Raw genomic sequence first — 19,234 nt, 5'->3', positions numbered from 1 at the left:
ATAGTATTGGGGGTGTTACTTTGCGCATAGAACAACTTCAGCATATTATCGAAATAAACAATAAGAAATCCATCTCTGAAGCAGCGAGGACATTCTTTATGGGTCAGCCACAACTTAGCCATTCTGTGAAGAATCTTGAAGATGAGCTGGGCTACAAAATATTTCGGCGCAATCGAGCGGGCTTAATTCCAACTTGCCTAGGGCAAGAAGTCATTGGTATGGCCCGAGAAATCATTAATAGTATTGAAGTACTTAAGTCTCTGGCAGGAGGTGAAGCTAATCTAACCGGAAATTTCAGTCTGATTCTTGCCCCGGGAGTGTTCAATTCTTTTGCCGGGCTTCTGATATCGCGTTTTCATGAAAAATATCCCAATGTTAATCTTGTGCTTACAGAGGACATAGGCATTGGCATCGTAGACAAGGTAGCCACAGGGGCATGTTTGATGGGGGTCACAGTTTGGACTAGTAATTATGATGAGACAATGCGCAAGCTCCTTGATGAAATGGACATGGCCTACGAAGAAATAATTCAGGATGATATGTGCTTGATTATTGGCTCACATCATCCTTTAGCAGCTAAAGAGACCATAAGCTTGGCAGAATTAGAAGGAATGACTATCGTCGATTATCGCGGCAGGTATCGAAATTCACTGCGAAATTGTGGGATTGATACAACGAAGAGTGAATTTCTGATTATTTCTAATCGTGAAGTCATGAAAACAATCATTGCTAAGAATCAGGCATTGGCTGTCTTTCCCCGTTTCTTTTTTTACAATGATCCTTATTTCGAACAAGGGCTACTGAAATATTGTGCTCTTGAAGGGGTAACCGATGAAATTAAAATGAAAATGTATCTTGTCTATTCCAAAACTGAACCTCTGTCTCATTCGGCAAAGCAACTAAAGAAGATACTTATGGATACAATTATCGACAATTGTAATTAAAGGAGAAATTCCTATGCGTATCGAACAGCTTGAGCAAATCGTAAAAATTGATGAATATAGATCGCTGTCTAAGGCGGCCAATGCTCTTTTTCTCAGTCAACCCTCCTTGAGTGTATCCATAAGTCGACTGGAAGAAGAGCTGGGCCTAAAGATCTTTGAACGCAGCAGCACAGGCGTTGTCCCTTCAGAACTAGGGGAAAAACTGTCCTAGAGCTGGCAAGATACATCTTAAACTTAAGTGAAAAAATCAAAGGAATCATGGAAGAAGAAAACGTCCCGATCCGTAATCTTCAGATGGCTGTCCCGGGAGCCTTTGCCAATGCCATAGTCCCTGATTTACTTATGAAATTTCATTCTCTTTATCCAAAAGTTCGTCTAGATATTCATGAGACACCTTATTATGAGATTGTAGAGAGCATGGATAAGGGAGCCTATTCCATCGGTGTAGTAACCTGCGATCCAGAAGGTAAGAACAATTTACTCAAGCAGTTAAAAGAGGTAGATATCGAATGTGAGATTATTTCCGGAGGTCAGACTAGATTGTTCGTTTTTTTAAGCAGTAAGAACCTTCTGTCCGATCGAGAATGGCTCAGTTCCTCCGATCTCAAGTCCATGAAGATGATTTCCTATAAAGAAAACTATATCCAGGTTTCCAAAATTTTGAGACATCAACTCAATAAACCAATTATTGTTGAAGATATTGAACTGCTTAAAAAGCTTATCAGCGATGACTTCGGATTCTCGATTTTTCCTGAGATTTTATCTTTTAACGACTTATATATGAGCAGTGGGATGATTAAAGCCATACCGGTTCAGGAGTTAAGTGAAGAGTTTGATATTTTTATCTTATACACGCCCTACGAATCCCTATCATATATCGAAAAGGAATTACTGGCCCTGGTTAAGGAATTGATTCAGGATAATATGGTTAAACAGAAGCAATAAGGAATGTAATAGACAGGTGAATGGATATATGCACTATAATAAGTGCATATATTTTTTTTCACATGTCTAGCATACCAAAACCTATATTTCACAAAGCATACGAGATAACCTAGAATAAAATTAATCTATAGATTCTATTTGATTTAGTTATCCTTAAACGATTCTACAAAGTCTTAAAGGAGGGGTTGTGAAAGTACGGCCTTTCTTCATGGCGGCACAGTATAGTATAGGCACATTATGAAAAGGATGTGGAAATGTATGAGTTTAGAAATTAACCCCGGTAAGGAAACTTTAGTTTCCGGTGGACCCAAAGTCAAGAAACTGAATAACTATTTTGATGGACTACCAGTGTCCAGACAACACCTGTTCTTATTTATCATTATTGTACTATCCTACTTTTTTGAGCAAATGGATAATAACAACTTTTCCTTTATCGCTCCAGCCCTTATTAAAGGCGGATTTTTCCAGCAACACCAACTTGCCACGATTACCTCTACCTATTTCCTTGGTATGACTCTTGGTGGATTATTGGGTGGGTTTGTTTCTGACGCTATTGGACGTCGTAAAACCTTCTTGTTAGCAATGTTGATTTTCTCATCTATGTCTATTCTTAACGGTATAACAAGTAACTTTACCGTCTTCGTATTTGCCAGAGCGGCTACAGGCTTCGGAATTTTCATGATGATGGTCACTTCGATTGCTTATATCGCGGAAATGGCTCCCGGAGAAAGTCGGGGTAAATGGCAAAGCTTGACCGCTGCTGGTGGATTCATGGCTATGCCGGCTATTGGATTTATCTCCAGAGCGATTATTCCTACAGGTCCAGAAGCCTGGCGGATTATTTTCTATCTGGGTGGTTTAGGCTTTATAAGCTTCGTTTTGGGTTTCAAATACCTTAAAGAATCTCCTCGATGGCTAGTAAGTAAAGGCAGGATTGCTGAAGCTGAGAAGGTTGTTGAAGAACTAAGTGGTGTCGCTGTCGATTTATCAGAAGCTGCAAAGCATACTCCTCCAAAAGTAAGCTTTGTTGAACAGTTTTCAGGAATGTTTAAAGGGAAGTATCTTAAACGTACTCTTATTTTGCTAGGCTTTGGTATTCCTATCAATATTGCTAGCTTTGCAACATCCGTCTGGACACCGACCCTCCTGACCATGAAAGGGTTTACTCTCGAGCAGAGCTTAACGATCGGTACAGCATTTATGCTGGGCGGCCCGGTGGGACTGTTCCTCTCCTCACCCTTCTCTGACAAAGGTGGTCGAAAGATACCGATAGCAATTGGTGTTTTAGCAGGTGCTATCACAACCGTTATTTTTGCCAGCTTGGGCAACACCTATATGGTCGTTATGGTCGTAGCATTTATGTTAAACGCTTTAGGTATGGGTACTGGTTTTATTGCCATGGCTTATGTACCAGAACATTACCCGACAAAAATGCGCAATACTGCTGTAGGCATTGTCAACGCTTGCCAGCGTCTTGGTGTATCAGCTTCTCAACTCTTTATCCCCCTCATTATGGCAGGCTACGGCTTTAAAGGACTATACCTCGGGATTGCCGGTTTAATGACATTTGCGGGCCTGTTCATACTTGCCCTAGGTGCGCGTACAGGTGGGAAACCGCTGGAGGAAATAGACTAAAATCACGGAGTTCGAAAAGTAAGGAGTGTTGAACAATGAATCCGATTAAAAGTGAACAAATTCCCCATATTATCCATAAGCAAAGGGATTTGGAAGAAGCTTTTTTAGCTGAATTCTCAGCAGGTAGCTATACCATTGCTAACCCCCTGATCAAACTCGATCCTTATGATACTTGCCCCCTAACTGCTATGGTATTATTTGAAACACCGGCGGCCACTGAAGCGACGATTATCGTGCGTGGTAAAGAGCATGCTGGGGATATTCGCCATACCTTCCCGGCAGGTAAGAAGCATATTCTGCCCATCTATGGTCTCTATGCTGATTACGAAAACAAGGTCGATATCGTTATGGCTAATGGTCAGAAGAACACGATAACGATCAAAACCGAACCACTTCACCCCGATGTCCCAGTAGCCACCTCAATCAAGACGACGTCTGAATACATGGGGAACAATCTGATGTTCCTAACTGCCGCTATGCGGGCAATGCCTGTCGGCTATGACTATGCAGGAGATGTTCGTTGGTATGCCACGAAGAACTTCGCTTTTGATCTCAAGCGGCTACCCAATGGACATATTCTTGTGGGCACTGAACGATTAGTGAAGATGCCTTATTTCACTACTGGTCTTTACGAAATGGCCTTTAGTGGGAAAGTATTCAAAGAATATCGTCTGCCCAGTGGCTACCATCATGATCAATTCCCTATGGAAGATGGCAATATCTTGGTTCTCAGCTTTGATTTCTACTCGGGTACGGTAGAGGATATGTGCGTATTGTTGGATGCCAAGACAGGAGAAATCCTGAAATCTTGGGATTATAAAAAGGTCCTGCCTCAGGATGTAGCCGGTTCAGGAAGTCAAGATGAGCATGACTGGTTCCATAATAACGCTGTTTGGTACGATAAGAAGACGAATAGCTTAAGCTTTTCCGGTCGCCACCAAGACGCTGTCATCAACATCGATTATGAGACAGGGGAATTAAACTGGATTATCGGCGACCCGGAAGGCTGGCCTCAAGACATGGTGGATAAATATTTCTTTACCCCGGTTGGTGATGGGGAATTTGACTGGCAGTATGAGCAACACGCTTGCGTCGTTTTGCCTGATGGGGATATCATGCTGTTTGATAACGGCCACTTCAGAGCAAAGAACAAAGAAAATTACTGGCCTAACAGCAAGAACTTCAGTCGTGGCGTCAGATACCGCATAGATACCGAAAAGATGACCATCGAGCAAGTATGGCAGTATGGAAAAGAACGGGGCGCCGAATTCTTCTCTCCTTACATTTGCAATGTGGAATATTATAATGAAGGTCACTACATGGTTCACTCCGGTGGCATCGGCTATGAAAATGGTAAAACCTGCGAAGGTATGGCGGTTATGAAAACAATGCTGCCGGAGTTTAAGGATAATGTCTATACCTTCAATTCCATCACCTGTGAGCTCAAAGACGATGTGTTAATGTATGAATTACATGTGCCGGCGAATTGTTACCGCGCTGAAAAATTACCGCTCTATTATGCAAACGAAACTGTGGAATTGGGCGAGGGAGAAATCCTTGGTAACTTAATTATGACCAAAGAAACAAAAATGAAGATAAAGGCTGAAGAGACAGGTGCACCGGTGCCCGAGCATTATGTAGCATCCATCACCGAAGAAGAAGATCGAATTCTCTTTAACGCCATCTTTGACGCTGGCGAACTGGCCCAATTGCTCCTCGTAGATGAAGCCGGTGGGGTAAAACGATATCCGATCAATACCGTACCCCAGGCATTCCAGGCCATGTGCGTAGGAACCTTCCAAAAGGCAGACCCACGCAACATTGATACCTATATTAACAAGACTGGATTATCTGGAAAATATGAGGTGAAACTTGTCGCCGATGAAAAAGTCTATGAGACCGGAGTAAGTTTCACAGCATAATAATGCTAATAACAAATAAAAATAGATATAAAAAGTACTAGAAATTAATAAAAAACGATATCGATAACAACAATAAGAACCGGCGAGAGAATAGAGGTCTGCACCTATTCTCCCGCCGGTTCTATTTTTTTGGGGAAAGATTCTTCGCTTTATGGGGAATACAATGACATTCCGAGGTCAGTAGGTAACTGTACGATCTAGTGCCCTATATTGAAGAGCTTCGGCGAGATGACGGGGTAGGATATAGCTCTCGCTATCTAAATCGGCAATCGTGCGGGCGACCCGTAGTATTCGATCATGGCTACGGGCGCTCAGGTGTTGTCGATCAAAGACATTGCGCAGTAACTGCTCACTGATGGAGTCTAGGCCGCAAAATACTGATGTTTCCGCCGCACTCATCTCAGCATTGGTTTTGCTTTCGCCCAGACGAGCCCATTGGCGCTGGCGAGCTTGAAGAACCCGGGCCTGAACAGTTTGGGAAGACTCACTATCTGGATGACTGTGTAGTTCGTCAAACTCCACTCGCGGAACTTCAATATGTAGATCAAAACGATCAAGTAAAGGTCCGGATATGCGCCCCCGATAGTTATCGATTTGTCGCGGTGTACAGATGCAGGAACGCTTCGGATCCCCATACCAACCACACGGACAAGGATTCATACTGGCGACAATGCTCAGACGGGCAGGGTATTTGATGCTGCCTCGTTGACGGGTAAGGGTTAACTCACGATCTTCTAAGGGCTGGCGTAGAGACTCCAGTACTTCCCGGGAAAACTCCGGCAATTCATCAAGAAAAAGAACTCCATGATTAGCAAGAATAAGCTCTCCGGGTTTCATATCCCGCCCGCCCCCCAGAATACCAGCCGCTGTTGCCGAATGATGAGGTTGGCGAAAAGGCCGTGCCTGAATAAGCTGACCGTTGTGACCGAGCAACTCGGCCACACTATAAATTTTGGTAACCTCCAGGCTCTCCGCGCGTGTAAGAGGGGGGAGGATCCCGGCATAGGCTTTGGCTAGCATGGTTTTTCCAGAGCCGGGAGGTCCAAGCAAGAGGAGATTGTGACCCCCGGCAGCGGCAATTTCTAAAGCTCTTTTCGCTTGCTGTTGCCCACGTATCGTATTTAAATTGATGGTATCATCCGAAGGTAGTTCTCCGGGGGAAGATTCTGCTTGAGGTTGGGCAAGAAACAGATCCTTCTCTAAAGAAGAGATGAGCTGTGCCAGATTATCCGTCGAATCGCTAGTAATTTCTTCAATTAGGTTGGCTTCCTGTTTGTTCTCGGGAGGAACGACCAGGCTAAAGGTGGAGTGCTGGGCTAAAGATACAGCCATGGCGAGGACTCCGGGGACCGGTCGTAGTTGCCCCTCGAGGGACAATTCGCCGACAAAGACTGTAGTGGCAAGGCTCTTCGTTGAACATTGCCCAGTAGCCGCCAAAATACCGATGGCAATAGGCAGGTCCAGACCGGAGCCGTTTTTCTTCAGATCAGCCGGAGCTAAATTGACCGTAATGCGCTGTAAAGGGAAATCAAACCCGGAGTTTTTAATGGCCGAACGCACGCGCTCCCGTGATTCTCGGACTGCCGTATTGGGAAGGCCAACAATATCAAACCCAGGCAGACCGTTGGAGACATCCACCTCTACCCGAATTAAATGAGCCTGAATTCCGGAAACCGCCATACCATGCACAGAAGCAAACAAGCTAATCCCTCCCATAAGAGGAAGAATTCGACAGTAATCTGTATTTTCCTTCCAGAACAATTTGTGGATTAATTGTCGATTAATCTATGGTCTTTATCAAGCGATGATATTAACAAATATACAAAAAAAGTATCGTAAGAAATTGCCTAATTATCAATATGGTGCTCCATAGCCTGTAGATATTGATTTGGGCAAGGAGCGGACAGTTTTATTGAATAGGTTTTATAGAATTCCTACCCGGTATTTGACTTTATTCTTCCTTAAGTGATAACGTTGAAAAAGGGATAGGTTAACTTATAGTGAAAAAGATTGCAGTGAAAAAGATTGCTAGGACTAATATTTTTGAAGGAGAGTTGATGATAATGGACGAGGATAAACGCGAATGTAAGATTACAATTATCAAGGATGGCCCCTATATTGTCACCGGAAATGTACCCTTACAGGAAAGCATCATCACACCTAAGGGCAAAGCCTACGAGTATCTACCGGGGCGGGAGTTGCCACAGGCTGAAACCTATGCCTTATGCCGCTGCGGTAAGTCAAAGAATCCACCCTTCTGTGATGGTTCACATGTCGATTGTGAATTTCATGGTACAGAGACTGCTTCCCGAGACAAATTTGTCGACAGGGCTGAATTATTTGAAGGACCGGAATTGGATCTTTTAGATGACAATCGCTGCGCCTTTGCGCGTTTCTGCCACAGTGAAAAGGGGAATGTCTGGGAACTGATCGAAGAATCCGACAAGGAAGGGTTCCGAGAGCTGGCAATAAAAACGGCTGTTGAATGTCCGGCCGGAAGATTGCAGGTGATGGATAAAACCGGCAAGGTCATTGAACCTGAATACGAGCCGTCCATAGAAATACTCCAAGACCCTGAGAGGAAAGTCAGTGGCGGGATATTTGTCAAAGGCATGATTCCCCTTGAATCAGCAGACGGATCTATTTATGAGATCAGAAACAGATATGTCTTGTGCCGTTGTGGTAAGTCAAGGAACAAACCTTTCTGCGATGCGACACATGTGCCTATGAAATACAAAGATAAGGAATAATATGCGGGGCTGTCGCCAAATGTTTGTGAGAAAATGTTGGTGACAGTCTCTCTTTGAGAAAGGTTGTGCTTTCAAAATCGGATACGTGTACGATTTTGAACGTGCGAGAAGTGAAGCATACGCATACTTGAAAAATTAAATTACCACGGAACGAAAGTGAGAAGGATTTTTAGTGGAGATAGTCTAATTTAAGGATAAGAGTGAGATTATTGACGATGGAAGGGGGAATATGCTTGAGGAACCTAAAGCCAAAAGGCACTGAGGCACTCCTGAAACGCCCCCGTTTGTTGGATAGGATTGCTCTTCCCGGCACACAGCTTACCTACATACATGCTGATGCAGGCTATGGTAAAACTACCCTCCTGATGCAATATGCAAAAGGACGTGACGATGTCGTCTGGATGGCTTTGGATGGAAAGGATCAAGAGCTGTTATTCTTTTTGCAGCATCTGGAATCTTCGCTTAGGGAGAGACTGGTTGAGTTTGAGTTTCATGCCACGGACTATATTCCCTTTACAGGGAGTGCTACCTTTGTTTCAGTTGTTCTCGCGGCATTGCTGAAGGCTATCGGTAGCAATACCCTGACCATTATCTTCGATGATATGCATCTGATTACCAACCAGCAGTTAATAGAGCTTCTCTCGGAAATGGTCAAGGGCTGCCCCCCTCAGATTACTCTGATCATGGCTAGCCGTCATGAACTATGGAGTGGTCTTTTTCGCTTAAAAATGGCCGGTGGAGTTACGGAGCTAACCAAAAAGGATTTGAGCTTCAACGAGGAGGAAGCGACAAGACTATGGGGATTTTTCGACGAAGCGGCCTATTCGGCCACTGAGGGCTGGACCTTAGCTATTCAATCCTATCGTTTGGCAACGGAGGGCAATAATGAACTCTCTTTAGCAAAGCTTGAGGCTGAGCGAGATATCAGTCGCTATCTGTTTAATGAAATATTTATGGGGCTGACGGAGGAATTCCAGGATTTCTTGAAAGCTACTTCCCGGCTCCCGGAGCTGGAGGTTGTAACCTGTAACCATTTATTAGATATAGATCATGCTCAGAAAATTCTCGAAGAACTTGTCCATAGGAATCTTTTTACATTAAGAACTTCTGACACTACATATCGCTACCACACCTTATTCCGTAGTTTTTTACAACATAATGATGAGGGCCATGGCTGGCGAATCCTACAGAAGGCTAAGGAAAGATACTATGTGAGTGGAGATTATGGGCGGGCTGTTGAGTACGCCTTCTTGGTTGAGGATGGGAGAATCATTCAGAACTGTATTAGTGCGATGGCAGGAGAAATCATCGCCCAAGGGTGCAGCAGAGATTTGAAAAGGTACTTTGATTTTCTCCAGGTTCGCCACGTTGAACTTACCCCAAGAGTTCAGCTAATCAAAGGGATTTACCTTTCTGATCGCGGTGACTTTTACCAAGCAGAAAAATACCTCAGAGTAGCAATGCCCCAGTTAATAAGCGAAGAGAAGGATTTGTATATACTGGCCATGACCCATTCAGCAAGAGTACTGCGCAATAGGGCTTCCTTCGCGGAGAGCAATGCGTGTCTGGATAGCCTGCTACCCCTGCTGGAAGGCGCACCCATGACAGCTTGGTACGGAGTTGTAATCGAAAAGATTCACAACTTAACTCTCATGTCCCAGTTATTCGAGGCCATGGATTTAACGATGGCGATGATGAATAAATGCTTAGTGAATGGTGACTTAAGAATTAAGGGCTGGTTTGAGCGCTATCTCACGGTGATTTATTTTTATAAAGGAGATTATAAAAATTGTTTGAAGGCTTATGAAAAGTCTCTAGCCATTCCGCAAGAAGAGCAGGACCAGCTGATGCGCCATGGCGTGGGAGTCTATGCGGCTAAAGCTTATCAGATTGTCGGGCAGGAAGAAAAGGCATTACTCCTGCTAAATACGGAGCTTTATCGGATGCGCCAATTGGGACTTCATGAAGAATTTAGTATCAATTATCTGTTGTATGCCGAAACCCTTAATACCGCAGAGCAGTTAAAATATTACTTGGGAGAAGCTACTGATTTTTCAGTCTCTGATCGTTATCTGAACATGGCGGAAGAATATGCTATATTAAATCGTAGCACTCGCGAGCACTGGCTATTTGTGAAGATATGGAAGGCTTGTGCGGAAATCTTGGAACATCGGGATAAAACTGAGCAGATTATTGCCGAGATACATATGCTTATCGAAGATACCACACCCTTTTTTCAGACCGTGGCTTATGGGCGGATGGCGAATGCCCTGCAAGTGCTAAAGAAGGATAAGGAGCAGTATATAGAATACTATAAAAAATCGATCACTATTGGCGAGAGAATTGGCTGCTATGCCTATGCAACCCTTGCTTATGGCAAGCTAGCGGCCATCTATTTGGCAGAAGGTGACGCAAAGCAGGCTCAGAACTATACTCGCCGCTTTCTGGAGCTTTCCCGCCAATATGATCACCGCTACTACATGCGCTTTAAGCCGCTTTTTGCAACTGTCTTGAAGCAAGCAGCAGATGCAGGCATCATGCCGGAATATACCCGCGAGCTCCTCAACTATGGAGGATATATTAGTGCTCGGGTCTATATCAACACCCTAGGGACCTTTTATATTGCACCTGCTTATGAACGGAAAAGCCCGATTAAGATCCGTACTCAGAAAGCTCGTGAGCTTTTAGCTTATCTATTAGAGCATCGTGAAGGAGTCAGTAAAGAAAATATTTTCAACGACCTGTGGTGGGACAGCGAAGCAAATGTGACTAGTTTATTTCATACCCGCCGCGGTGAAATAAGACGGGCTTTTGAGAGCGTAGGTGCCGGTAATCCCATCGTATATGAGCGTGGTTTGTACCATCTAAAGATGGCTGAAATTAGTTGTGATCTCGATGCTTTCCAGCAAGCCGCAACTGCTTTTGTCCAGCAGCCAAGCTTTGGCAATGCCCAAAAGGTTGTGGAACATTACACCGGTCGCTATCTGAATGACTTGGAGGCACTTTGGGCAGAAAGTTCAAGGCTTCGCCTGGAGGAACTCTTTCTTAGTGCAGCGGCAGTCCTTCAGGAAGGCTATGCAGAATCAGGGGAGAAATCCAAAGCTAGAGAGTTGACACGGCGGTGTGCGAAGATGGGGCATTCCATCGCGAGCAGTGAAAATTAGTTATTAACGAAAAGAGTAACTCAAAGTGTAACATAAAAGGAGGAAGACCAGAGATGGTGTTCCTCTTTTTATGTTATACCCCGGCACCTGTCGTCAAAATAGGTAAATTAAAGAATAATAGGGTAATTTGCAAAATATGGTGGCACTTTTGGTGGTAGTTGGTTTTTTATAATCAGACTACGCACAGAAGTTTTCAGATCGAGGGGGGACCGGCCATATTTACTCAAGGGTCAGGAAGAGCGTTGATTGAACTTGCCGAAAAAGATGAGACCTCCTTTACAGATTTATACAGTTGTTACTTTCCTAGGATTAATAATTATGTACATTATCGGGTGGCTGATTATCATGACGCCGAAGACCTGGTAAGTCAAATCGTCGAAAAAGTGTTTGCTAAAAATCACTATTACCAAAAGGACAAAGCCCCTTTTTCTGTCTGGCTTTTTCGTATTGCCCGGAATACCATCACAGATTACTATCGAAGTCGCAAGGGAGTACATATTATTTCCCTCGATGAATACACCAAAAATATTGCAGCTCGTGAGCCGGATCCGGTAACTATTGTGGAATTAAATGAGATCCAACATCACCTCCTTAAGGCCATTGCTTGCTTAAGCCAACGTGAACAAGAGATTATTGCTTTGAAGTTCTGGAGTGGCCTAAGTAATCGTGAGATCGCCAAGCTTGTTGACATCAGCGAAAGCAATACAGGTGTTATTCTCTTTCGGGCCATGCGACAGTTGCGCATAATCTTGGCAAGCCAAGGGATGTGTATCTATGAATGAGAGGCAGCAGGCGGAAACTTATATGATTTATCTCGAGCAGATTATTGCCGGAGAAAAAGACCTAGGACTGGTGGAGGATCCTGAAATTAGAAAGCTATTATTCCTAGCTCAAACGATGCTGACCCATGACTTAAGTGCTAACAGTAAGGTACGCGATAGCTTAAAGGAGAAAATTTTAGCCCAATTAGACCAAGCCAAACCGGTTGACTTAAGGGAATTCAGTGGAGATGAAGAATTAGGTGAAGAGGATTTGGATTATGTTGCTGCAGGTTTTTCTCAGCAGCTTAGTTGGCAAGAATGTCCGAGATGTGGTTCAAGGTCAAGGAATATTACTGTGGACGGCCGATGTCCAAACTGTAAATAACCATTGTGAAAGTCAAAAAGTTTTGTCTTAAGCTATTGTAATACTATCCTGAGAAAATCGTATTAACTGTTGAAAAGGTTAATCTGTGTACAGGGTACACAAAAAATAGGAGGGAATATTAATGAGTATCGAATCCGCAAAAGCATTCATGGAGAAAATGAAAACCGATCAGGACTTTGCCAAGAAAGTTATGGCAGCCAAGGACGCGGAAGAGCGTAGGGTACTGGTAAAAGAGGAAGGCTTCGATTTTAGCGCTGAAGAACTAAAGGATCTAGGCGACGAAATGAGTGACAGTGAGTTAGATGCTGTTGCCGGGGGCGGTTGCCTTCTAGATTCCTGTGGCTTAAGAGAAGTATTCTAAGATTCCCTAGCGACAACCCAATGGACTGAGTCGATTCAAGCAGGGTTAGTCTAGTAGAACAAAGGCGACCACGGGTCGACCCTACAACGTAGGTATACCAATATGTAGAGAAGCATCTCTGGTCGCCTGTTTACTACACATTAACTACCAATGAAAAACAAAAAAATGTACTTTCTTATACGTATAAAATAAGGGAGCTGTGTGAAATCACAGCTCCCATGTTTCATGTCCGACAATTGTCTGATTGCCATTTATAATTATAAAAAATCTAGAGGGCAGGGTTTGGGAGGAATAATTTGTTCATTGACCAAAAAAGCTTGGTCATCAGGGCTGAGGTTTGACACGATGACGGTTGCCAGTTCAAGTTCACGACGTCTTAGGCGGCAGATATCTTCTGAAGGAATATATTGGGAGCCGCTGGAGCTAAGATTATCGTGCAGGCAGCCACCCGCACAATAGTGGCTGGCAAAGCAGGATGCGCAGTTTGCCTGAGAGACTAGGGGCCTTTGGAGATAATCATCTCGGTTGAATTTCTCATCACCCACATGGCCCATTTTATAGTCATCATTGCCTACAAAGCGATGACAGGGATAGATATCTCCCGTTACAGATACACCGACCATCTTGCGACCGACACCACAAAAATGATATTTATGGCGATTGTGTAGCAAGGCTACCATACCAGGGTAAATCCCATAGCCAGCGCTGCTTGCCTTTAAACTTCGGAGGATATCTTTATCTCTACTCCGGATATGGAGTAACCAGGTTGCCGCTTCTTGCTCTAAAGCTTGGAGTTGTACTTGAATTTTGTGGATGCTGTTGTTTTTATCAGACTCATCAGTGAAGAGGGAGTGGGAAGCTGGAGCAAGGGAGAAGGTGGTAAATCCGATGTCTTGCAGGGTGTCCTTAATAAGTTGTGGATCGGTATCACCCCAAAGAACTGCATGTCCGGAAGTATTAGGAGCGAGAGCTAGTAGTGTTTTGATTTTCGGCACAACCGAGTCATAAGAACCCTGACCGTTGGCAAAAGGACGTTGGGCATCTTGGATCTCCTTTGGTCCATCAAAGCTAATCTGGACGGAAATCTGTTGCTCATTAATGAAAGACATTTTTTCCTCATCTAACAAAGTAGCATTGGTTGTCACAAAGAATTCGACTTCTTTATGGGCTTCTTGAGCTTTTTTGTTAGCATATTCCACAATGGTTTTCATGAGGGGGAAATTAATTAATGGCTCACCACCAAAAAACCCCAAGTAGATTTTTTTCATTTTCCCCGACTTAGCGATCAACCAATCCACAGCTTGTCTGGCCGTGGTGTTGTCCATACTGCCGCCGGTTCCGTACTCGCCACCATCGCCATAACAGTAAATACAGCGAAGATTACAGGATTGGGTAAGGAAAAGATACATATAGGTGATGGGGGCGGGTTCCATATTGGGGACTGAAGTGTTTTCTTTCGTGCCTTCCCGAATTAGATCCCATGACCTGAGAAGTTCTTCTTGACTTACCGGAAGAGTTGTTTTCTGCTCCCGGATACTATATAGGATCGATAAAAGTTCCGTGCTCACTCGAAAAGCCGCCATCTTTTCGATATTTAGCAGATAATGATCACCTCGGTATTCAAACAGATGAAAGGGACTGACTTCCTTTTTGCTCATGCACTTCTCTCCCCAATGTTCATTTACTAGTTAATACGTTAAAAGCTCTGGTGCATTACAGTAATTCCATGCATTACTGGGCCACGATAAATAATAGTATAATTCTCTGGCATCCTGAGTGTCAGCTAAGAAGCTAGATTCCCCATTAGCCTATCCCTCAGGAGGACACAGTGGCTAGTTGCTATTATCAAAGATTATTGTAATGGTTGATCAAATCTAACGTATTAAATTGATATGGATAAGTCTGCGGTTATTTGTAGACTTGCTAAATTTTAACTTGAGATAATCTTTAACCTATGGAGTTAAATCCTTTGGACTTTCTTAGGCTAACACGGAAGAGAGAATAATTCAGAGAGCAAGGTGTAGATATGCTGAAGAGTAGAACGATCAAAAAGTCTATAGTCATAATGCTCTTTTTAGGACTCAGTCTATGGCCACAGGGATGTACTAGGGTCAACACAAGTGAGGAAGTCCTCATCGGTGTTGCTTGGCCGTTTGCCTCCTTAGATGATTTGTTTGAAGAAGGTCTTGATCTAGCCGTTCAAGAGATTAACGATCAAGGCGGCATACAAGGCCGCAGACTGAGCCTGCTCAAAGCTGATGATGAGGCGGAGCTGGAAAAGGGACTGGCCATTGCTCAAGCCTTCGCGGATAATGAAGGGATTCGAGCGATCATCGGTCATCGCAATTCCTTTATCTCGATTCCGGCATCCTCGATTTATGATCAAGCTGGGTTGGTGATGGTATCCCCCGCCTCGACTTCACCGGAACTTACACAGCACAATTATACCCATGTCTTTCGCAATATTCCCTCTGATGAGGAAATCGCTCGGCAACTGGCAATTTACCTTGCGGAGCAGGGTCATGAACGGATGGTTATTTATTACACTGATGACTCGTACGGCAATGGTCTGGCTAATGCTTTTGAAGACTATGCTGGTGCTCAAGGAATAACGATCGTGGATCGTTTTAATTACTATGGCAATCTGGAAGATTTAGAACGTTTGCACGATAAGTGGCAGGCTTTTGGTTTTGATGGAATTTTCATTGCCAAGATCGCGGCGGAAGAGGGAACTCAATTTTTGTTGGATGCTAGAGCTGTAAACATTGAGGTGCCATTAATCGCCGGGAATTCATGGGACTCACTTTCTTTGACCAAAGTCACCGAGGTTAAGGCAGAAGGGTTACTGGTGGGTTCCTTCTTTAATCCCAAACTTCCTAGTTCCAAGACCCAAGCCTTTGTGGAAGCCTTCCGGGAGGAATATCAGCAAGCACCCACCTCTTATGCCGCAACAGGCTATGATGCGGTCAATTTGCTAGCAGCTGCCTTAGAAAAATCTGATTTGGCTAACCCTGCTACAGTTGCCCAAGAATTAAGAAATTTGGGGGCATGGGAAGGCGTGATAGGGGTGCACCAGTTCAATGGGCGGGGTGATGACATCGGCGACCTGGTAGTGCTGAAGAAGGTCAAGGACGGACGTTTTGAGTATCTTAAGCATTAATGGGAGGTGCAGATGATGAGGCAAGGGTTATTTCGTGATGTTTCTTTGACAAGACTATCCTCTCCGGAGCAACTTGATCAACGTATTCAGGTGACTTCACCGAAGGCTTGGCTGGCCTTATTAGCCATCGGCCTGATTCTTATAAGTGGGGTCGCTTGGGGACTATTAGGGAGCATCCCCACGAAAATTCAAGGACAAGGAATTCTTCTCAATAATGGGGGTGTATTTTCTCTGCAGCATCACGTCTCTGGCCGGATCAGTGATATTCGCGTGAAGGTTGGGCAGGAGATAAGGCAAGGGGATGTCGTTGCGAGAATTGAGCAACCAGAATTAATTTCTCAAATCAATGAACTCTTAAGCAACCAAGCTGCTATGGAGAACAATGGACAAGGAGAAGATCCAGCTTATGCCGAAATCGCAACCCGGATACAGCAGCTCCGCAGTGAACTAGTGTACCGAACTCAAATAGTATCAGAAATTGATGGTCGTATCTTAGAGATAAATATGACCAAGGGAAGCATTATCAAACCAGGAGATACGCTGGCGACCCTTGAACAGTATGGTGATACAGTCAAGCTAGAAGCAGTAGTGTATGTTCCTGCCGAACAAGGTGGACTGCTCCGTCCCGGTATGGAATGTCAGATTTCCCCGACTACGGTCAACAAAGAGGAGTACGGCTACTTATTAGGGAGAGTAAATACAGTCGCAGAGTATCCGGCGACTGCCCAGAGTATGCTGCAAACCCTGGGCAATGAAAACCTGGTTGCTTTATTAGCTGGGCAAGGTGCTCCCCTATTGGTGAAGATTGACTTGGTTCCCGATAGCGCCACTGAAAGCGGCTATCGCTGGTCATCTCCCACGGGCCCCCCTATGTCCTTTCAGAGTGGGACCATCATAACCTCAGAGATTATCACACAACGGGAGAAACCCATTCAGAAAGTCATACCCTTTTAAAATAAGGGGGCGGAAGGGAGGGAGAGATTAGGTGATAAAGAAGAAAATCGTTAAGGTCCCTACTGTACTGCAGATGGAAGCGGTAGAGTGCGGAGCGGCGTCTCTGGCTATGATCCTAGCTCATTATGGGAGGTATACTACCCTAGAGGAATTAAGAATTGCCTGTGGTGTATCCAGAGATGGGAGTAAGGCCAGCAATCTCCTCAAAGCCGCCCGGAGTTATGGTCTGGAGGCAAAGGGATTTCGTAAAGAACCGGAAGCGTTGCGAGTGATGCCTTTGCCCTTAGTCATCCACTGGAATTTTAGTCATTTTCTTGTTCTGGAAGGCTTTCATAAAGGAAAAGTATATCTAAACGACCCGGCGGCAGGCAGAAGAGTCGTAACGGAGGAAGAATTCAATCTAGCCTTTACCGGTATTGTTCTCTCCTTCACCCCAACCCCAGAATTCCAAAAAGATAGTAAAAAACCCAATTTAAGCACTGCCTTAAAGAAGAGGCTTAAAGGTTCAGAGAAGGCTTTAATCTATATCATTTTGCTGGGTCTGGCCTTAGTTATTCCCGGCTTGATAATACCCATGTTTTCCAAAGTATTCGTCGATGATATTCTCTTGGGCGGATTCGATTCCTGGGTGTTGCCCTTATTACTGGGAATGGGCATTACGGCAATGCTCAGAGGGATTTTAACTTGGTTGCAACAGTATTATTTGCTTCGCTTGGAAACGAAGATTGCCCTGGTCACCTCCGGACAGTTTTTGTGGCACATCTTTCGTCTGCCCAGTGAGTTCTTTTCGCAGCGTGCGGCAGGTGATATCACTTCCAGAATACAAAGCAATGATAAGGTAGCAAAGCTCTTATCTGGGAAACTGGCGACTACGGCACTCAATGTTCTTATGATTATATTTTACTTTGCGTTAATGCTCGCCTATAGCTGGATTTTAGCCTTAGTAGGGCTGGCAATCGCGTTGATCAATGTAGTTTACTTGATTGCGGTATCTGCCCGGCGAGTCGATCTGAACCGCAAATTACTTCAAGATGAGGGGAAACTGATTGGCTCGAGTATGGCGGGCCTGCAGATCATCGAAACCCTCAAAGCCACGGGATCAGAAGACAACTTCTTTGCTCAATGGTCAGGATATCAGGCGAAATTGCTCAATGCAGAACAAGAATTGGGGGTTTCTTCTCAGTTTTTATCCGTATTCCCCACCTTTTTAACCGGTATCAATAACGCACTCGTCTTAGTGATCGGCGGTTTCCTGATTCTCGATGGACAAATGACTATCGGCATGCTGGTGGCTTTCCAAAGCTTAATGAGTAGCTTTATGACGCCGGTCACCGGGCTGGTGGGCCTTGGAGCTGAGCTCCAGGAGATGGAAGGCGAGATGAATCGTTTAGACGATGTCTTAAAATACCCCCTCGATCGGGAACTCGAGGATCATGAGGGTAGCAGGGGCAACGCATCGGTCGCTACCAACGATGTCAACAAGGCTCACGATCCACAGGAAGGAAAGGCTTCATTTTCGACAGGGCAAAAGCTCTCGGGTTATGTGGAACTAAAGAATATCACCTTTGGTTATAGTGTTTTGGAACCGCCCCTGATCGAGGATTTCAACCTAAGCCTAAAACCCGGATCACGGGTAGCTCTGGTCGGCGGCTCCGGTAGCGGTAAATCAACCATTGCCAGGATCATTGCCGGCATTCACCATCCTAGGTCAGGCGAGATTCTTTTTGATGGACAGCCCCGCTCATCTTTCTCCAAGGAAGCGATCTGCAATTCCTTAGCTATGGTGGATCAAGAAATTTCTATGTTTCAAGGAACGGTCAGGGAGAATATTACGCTCTGGGATGGAACCGTTTCAGAATTTGAGATGATCCGGGCGGCTAAGGATGCATGTATCCATGATGATATTACTGCTCGCCCGGGGGGCTATGAGCAAATGGTGGAAGAGGGCGGTAAGAATTTTAGCGGAGGCCAGAGGCAGAGGCTGGAAATAGCCAGAGCCCTGGCCCAAAACCCGGTTATTCTGATTATGGATGAGGCTACCAGTGCTCTCGATCCAATAACTGAGAAAAATGTGGATGAACATATTCGTTATCGGGGGTGCACGTGTATTATTGTCGCCCATCGCCTTAGTACTATACGGGACTGTGACGAGATCATTGTGTTGGAAAAAGGGAAGATAATTGAGCGAGGAACCCATGGGTCGCTGTATGAGGCCGCAGGGACTTATGCAAAACTGATCGCCACGGGTTAAGC

15 protein-coding genes are annotated in these 19,234 nt (G+C 44.6%); 13 read left to right on the top strand and 2 right to left on the bottom strand.

Annotated features, from left to right (window positions below; translation table 11 throughout):
* Nucleotides 1-20: 20 nt before the first annotated feature.
* From AAC978_RS02605 to AAC978_RS02585, 5 genes are all read left to right on the top strand, one after another.
* Nucleotides 21-944, top strand: a complete 924-nt coding sequence (locus AAC978_RS02605) for a LysR family transcriptional regulator (protein WP_341546419.1) — start codon at nucleotides 21-23, stop codon at nucleotides 942-944.
* A gap of 13 nt (nucleotides 945-957) precedes the next feature.
* On the top strand, nucleotides 958-1,155 hold the full coding sequence (locus AAC978_RS02600; protein ID WP_341546418.1) for a LysR family transcriptional regulator: 198 nt from the start codon (nucleotides 958-960) through the stop codon (nucleotides 1,153-1,155).
* A 47-nt stretch (nucleotides 1,156-1,202) separates the two neighbouring features.
* The gene (locus AAC978_RS02595) at nucleotides 1,203-1,889 is read left to right on the top strand and encodes a substrate-binding domain-containing protein (RefSeq protein ID WP_341546417.1); all 687 of its coding nucleotides are present in this window, start codon (nucleotides 1,203-1,205) and stop codon (nucleotides 1,887-1,889) included.
* A gap of 258 nt (nucleotides 1,890-2,147) precedes the next feature.
* The gene (locus AAC978_RS02590) at nucleotides 2,148-3,524 is read left to right on the top strand and encodes an MFS transporter (RefSeq protein ID WP_341546416.1); all 1,377 of its coding nucleotides are present in this window, start codon (nucleotides 2,148-2,150) and stop codon (nucleotides 3,522-3,524) included.
* A 35-nt stretch (nucleotides 3,525-3,559) separates the two neighbouring features.
* Complete coding sequence (locus tag AAC978_RS02585; protein ID WP_341546415.1) at nucleotides 3,560-5,446, top strand: aryl-sulfate sulfotransferase; 1,887 nt, start codon at nucleotides 3,560-3,562, stop codon at nucleotides 5,444-5,446.
* A gap of 177 nt (nucleotides 5,447-5,623) precedes the next feature.
* Here AAC978_RS02585 and AAC978_RS02580 read toward each other — a convergent pair whose 3' ends face one another.
* On the bottom strand, nucleotides 5,624-7,147 hold the full coding sequence (locus tag AAC978_RS02580; protein ID WP_341546413.1) for a YifB family Mg chelatase-like AAA ATPase: 1,524 nt from the start codon (nucleotides 7,145-7,147) through the stop codon (nucleotides 5,624-5,626).
* Between the two features lie 362 nt (nucleotides 7,148-7,509).
* Here AAC978_RS02580 and AAC978_RS02575 point away from each other — a divergent pair, with 362 nt between their 5' ends.
* The 5 genes from AAC978_RS02575 (at nucleotide 7,510) to AAC978_RS02555 (ending at nucleotide 12,867) form a co-directional block, all read left to right on the top strand.
* A complete protein-coding gene (locus tag AAC978_RS02575) occupies nucleotides 7,510-8,196 on the top strand; it encodes a CDGSH iron-sulfur domain-containing protein (RefSeq protein ID WP_341546412.1) in 687 nt (228 codons plus the stop codon).
* 233 nt (nucleotides 8,197-8,429) lie between these two features.
* Nucleotides 8,430-11,360, top strand: coding sequence for an AAA family ATPase (locus tag AAC978_RS02570; RefSeq protein ID WP_341546411.1), 2,931 nt, complete (start codon nucleotides 8,430-8,432; stop codon nucleotides 11,358-11,360).
* 158 nt (nucleotides 11,361-11,518) lie between these two features.
* Nucleotides 11,519-12,142 (top strand): sigma-70 family RNA polymerase sigma factor, encoded by a 624-nt coding sequence (locus AAC978_RS02565; RefSeq protein WP_341546410.1) that lies wholly within the window; start codon nucleotides 11,519-11,521, stop codon nucleotides 12,140-12,142.
* Entirely contained in the window at nucleotides 12,135-12,506 is a 372-nt protein-coding gene (locus tag AAC978_RS02560) for a hypothetical protein (RefSeq protein ID WP_341546409.1), read from the top strand. Before AAC978_RS02565 ends, AAC978_RS02560 begins: the two co-directional genes overlap by 8 nt.
* Nucleotides 12,507-12,627: 121 nt before the next feature.
* A complete protein-coding gene (locus tag AAC978_RS02555; RefSeq protein WP_341546408.1) occupies nucleotides 12,628-12,867 on the top strand; it encodes a Nif11-like leader peptide family natural product precursor in 240 nt (79 codons plus the stop codon).
* A 257-nt stretch (nucleotides 12,868-13,124) separates the two neighbouring features.
* Here AAC978_RS02555 and nlpM read toward each other — a convergent pair whose 3' ends face one another.
* The gene (gene nlpM / locus AAC978_RS02550) at nucleotides 13,125-14,525 is read right to left on the bottom strand and encodes a nif11-like peptide radical SAM maturase (protein ID WP_341546407.1); all 1,401 of its coding nucleotides are present in this window, start codon (nucleotides 14,523-14,525) and stop codon (nucleotides 13,125-13,127) included.
* A 368-nt stretch (nucleotides 14,526-14,893) separates the two neighbouring features.
* Between nlpM and AAC978_RS02545 the strand changes: the two genes are divergently transcribed.
* From AAC978_RS02545 to AAC978_RS02535, 3 genes are read left to right on the top strand one after another with little or no spacing between them, the layout of a single operon-like run.
* On the top strand, nucleotides 14,894-16,027 hold the full coding sequence (locus AAC978_RS02545) for an ABC transporter substrate-binding protein (RefSeq protein WP_341546406.1): 1,134 nt from the start codon (nucleotides 14,894-14,896) through the stop codon (nucleotides 16,025-16,027).
* A gap of 15 nt (nucleotides 16,028-16,042) precedes the next feature.
* Nucleotides 16,043-16,981 (top strand): NHLP bacteriocin system secretion protein, encoded by a 939-nt coding sequence (locus tag AAC978_RS02540; protein ID WP_445900279.1) that lies wholly within the window; start codon nucleotides 16,043-16,045, stop codon nucleotides 16,979-16,981.
* Between the two features lie 31 nt (nucleotides 16,982-17,012).
* Nucleotides 17,013-19,232, top strand: coding sequence for an NHLP family bacteriocin export ABC transporter peptidase/permease/ATPase subunit (locus AAC978_RS02535; protein ID WP_341546404.1), 2,220 nt, complete (start codon nucleotides 17,013-17,015; stop codon nucleotides 19,230-19,232).
* The last annotated feature ends 2 nt before the right edge of the window (nucleotides 19,233-19,234 follow it).

Source organism: Desulfitobacterium sp. THU1 (assembly GCF_038181555.1).
Lineage (GTDB): Bacteria > Bacillota > Desulfitobacteriia > Desulfitobacteriales > Desulfitobacteriaceae > Desulfitobacterium.
This window is presented reverse-complemented; position numbering and strand designations above follow the sequence as displayed.

Excerpts from the sequence above, each read along its gene's own strand:
- AAC978_RS02590 (WP_341546416.1), top strand. The coding sequence starts at position 2,148 with ATGAGTTTAGAAATTAACCCCGGTAAGGAAACTTTAGTTTCCGGTGGA.
- AAC978_RS02560 (WP_341546409.1), top strand. The coding sequence starts at position 12,135 with ATGAATGAGAGGCAGCAGGCGGAAACTTATATGATTTATCTCGAGCAG.
- AAC978_RS02555 (WP_341546408.1), top strand. The coding sequence starts at position 12,628 with ATGAGTATCGAATCCGCAAAAGCATTCATGGAGAAAATGAAAACCGAT.
- AAC978_RS02585 (WP_341546415.1), top strand. The coding sequence starts at position 3,560 with ATGAATCCGATTAAAAGTGAACAAATTCCCCATATTATCCATAAGCAA.
- AAC978_RS02545 (WP_341546406.1), top strand. The coding sequence starts at position 14,894 with ATGCTGAAGAGTAGAACGATCAAAAAGTCTATAGTCATAATGCTCTTT.
- AAC978_RS02540 (WP_445900279.1), top strand. The coding sequence starts at position 16,043 with ATGAGGCAAGGGTTATTTCGTGATGTTTCTTTGACAAGACTATCCTCT.
- AAC978_RS02600 (WP_341546418.1), top strand. The coding sequence starts at position 958 with ATGCGTATCGAACAGCTTGAGCAAATCGTAAAAATTGATGAATATAGA.
- nlpM (WP_341546407.1), bottom strand. The coding sequence starts at position 14,525 with ATGAGCAAAAAGGAAGTCAGTCCCTTTCATCTGTTTGAATACCGAGGT.
- AAC978_RS02595 (WP_341546417.1), top strand. The coding sequence starts at position 1,203 with ATGGAAGAAGAAAACGTCCCGATCCGTAATCTTCAGATGGCTGTCCCG.
- AAC978_RS02575 (WP_341546412.1), top strand. The coding sequence starts at position 7,510 with ATGGACGAGGATAAACGCGAATGTAAGATTACAATTATCAAGGATGGC.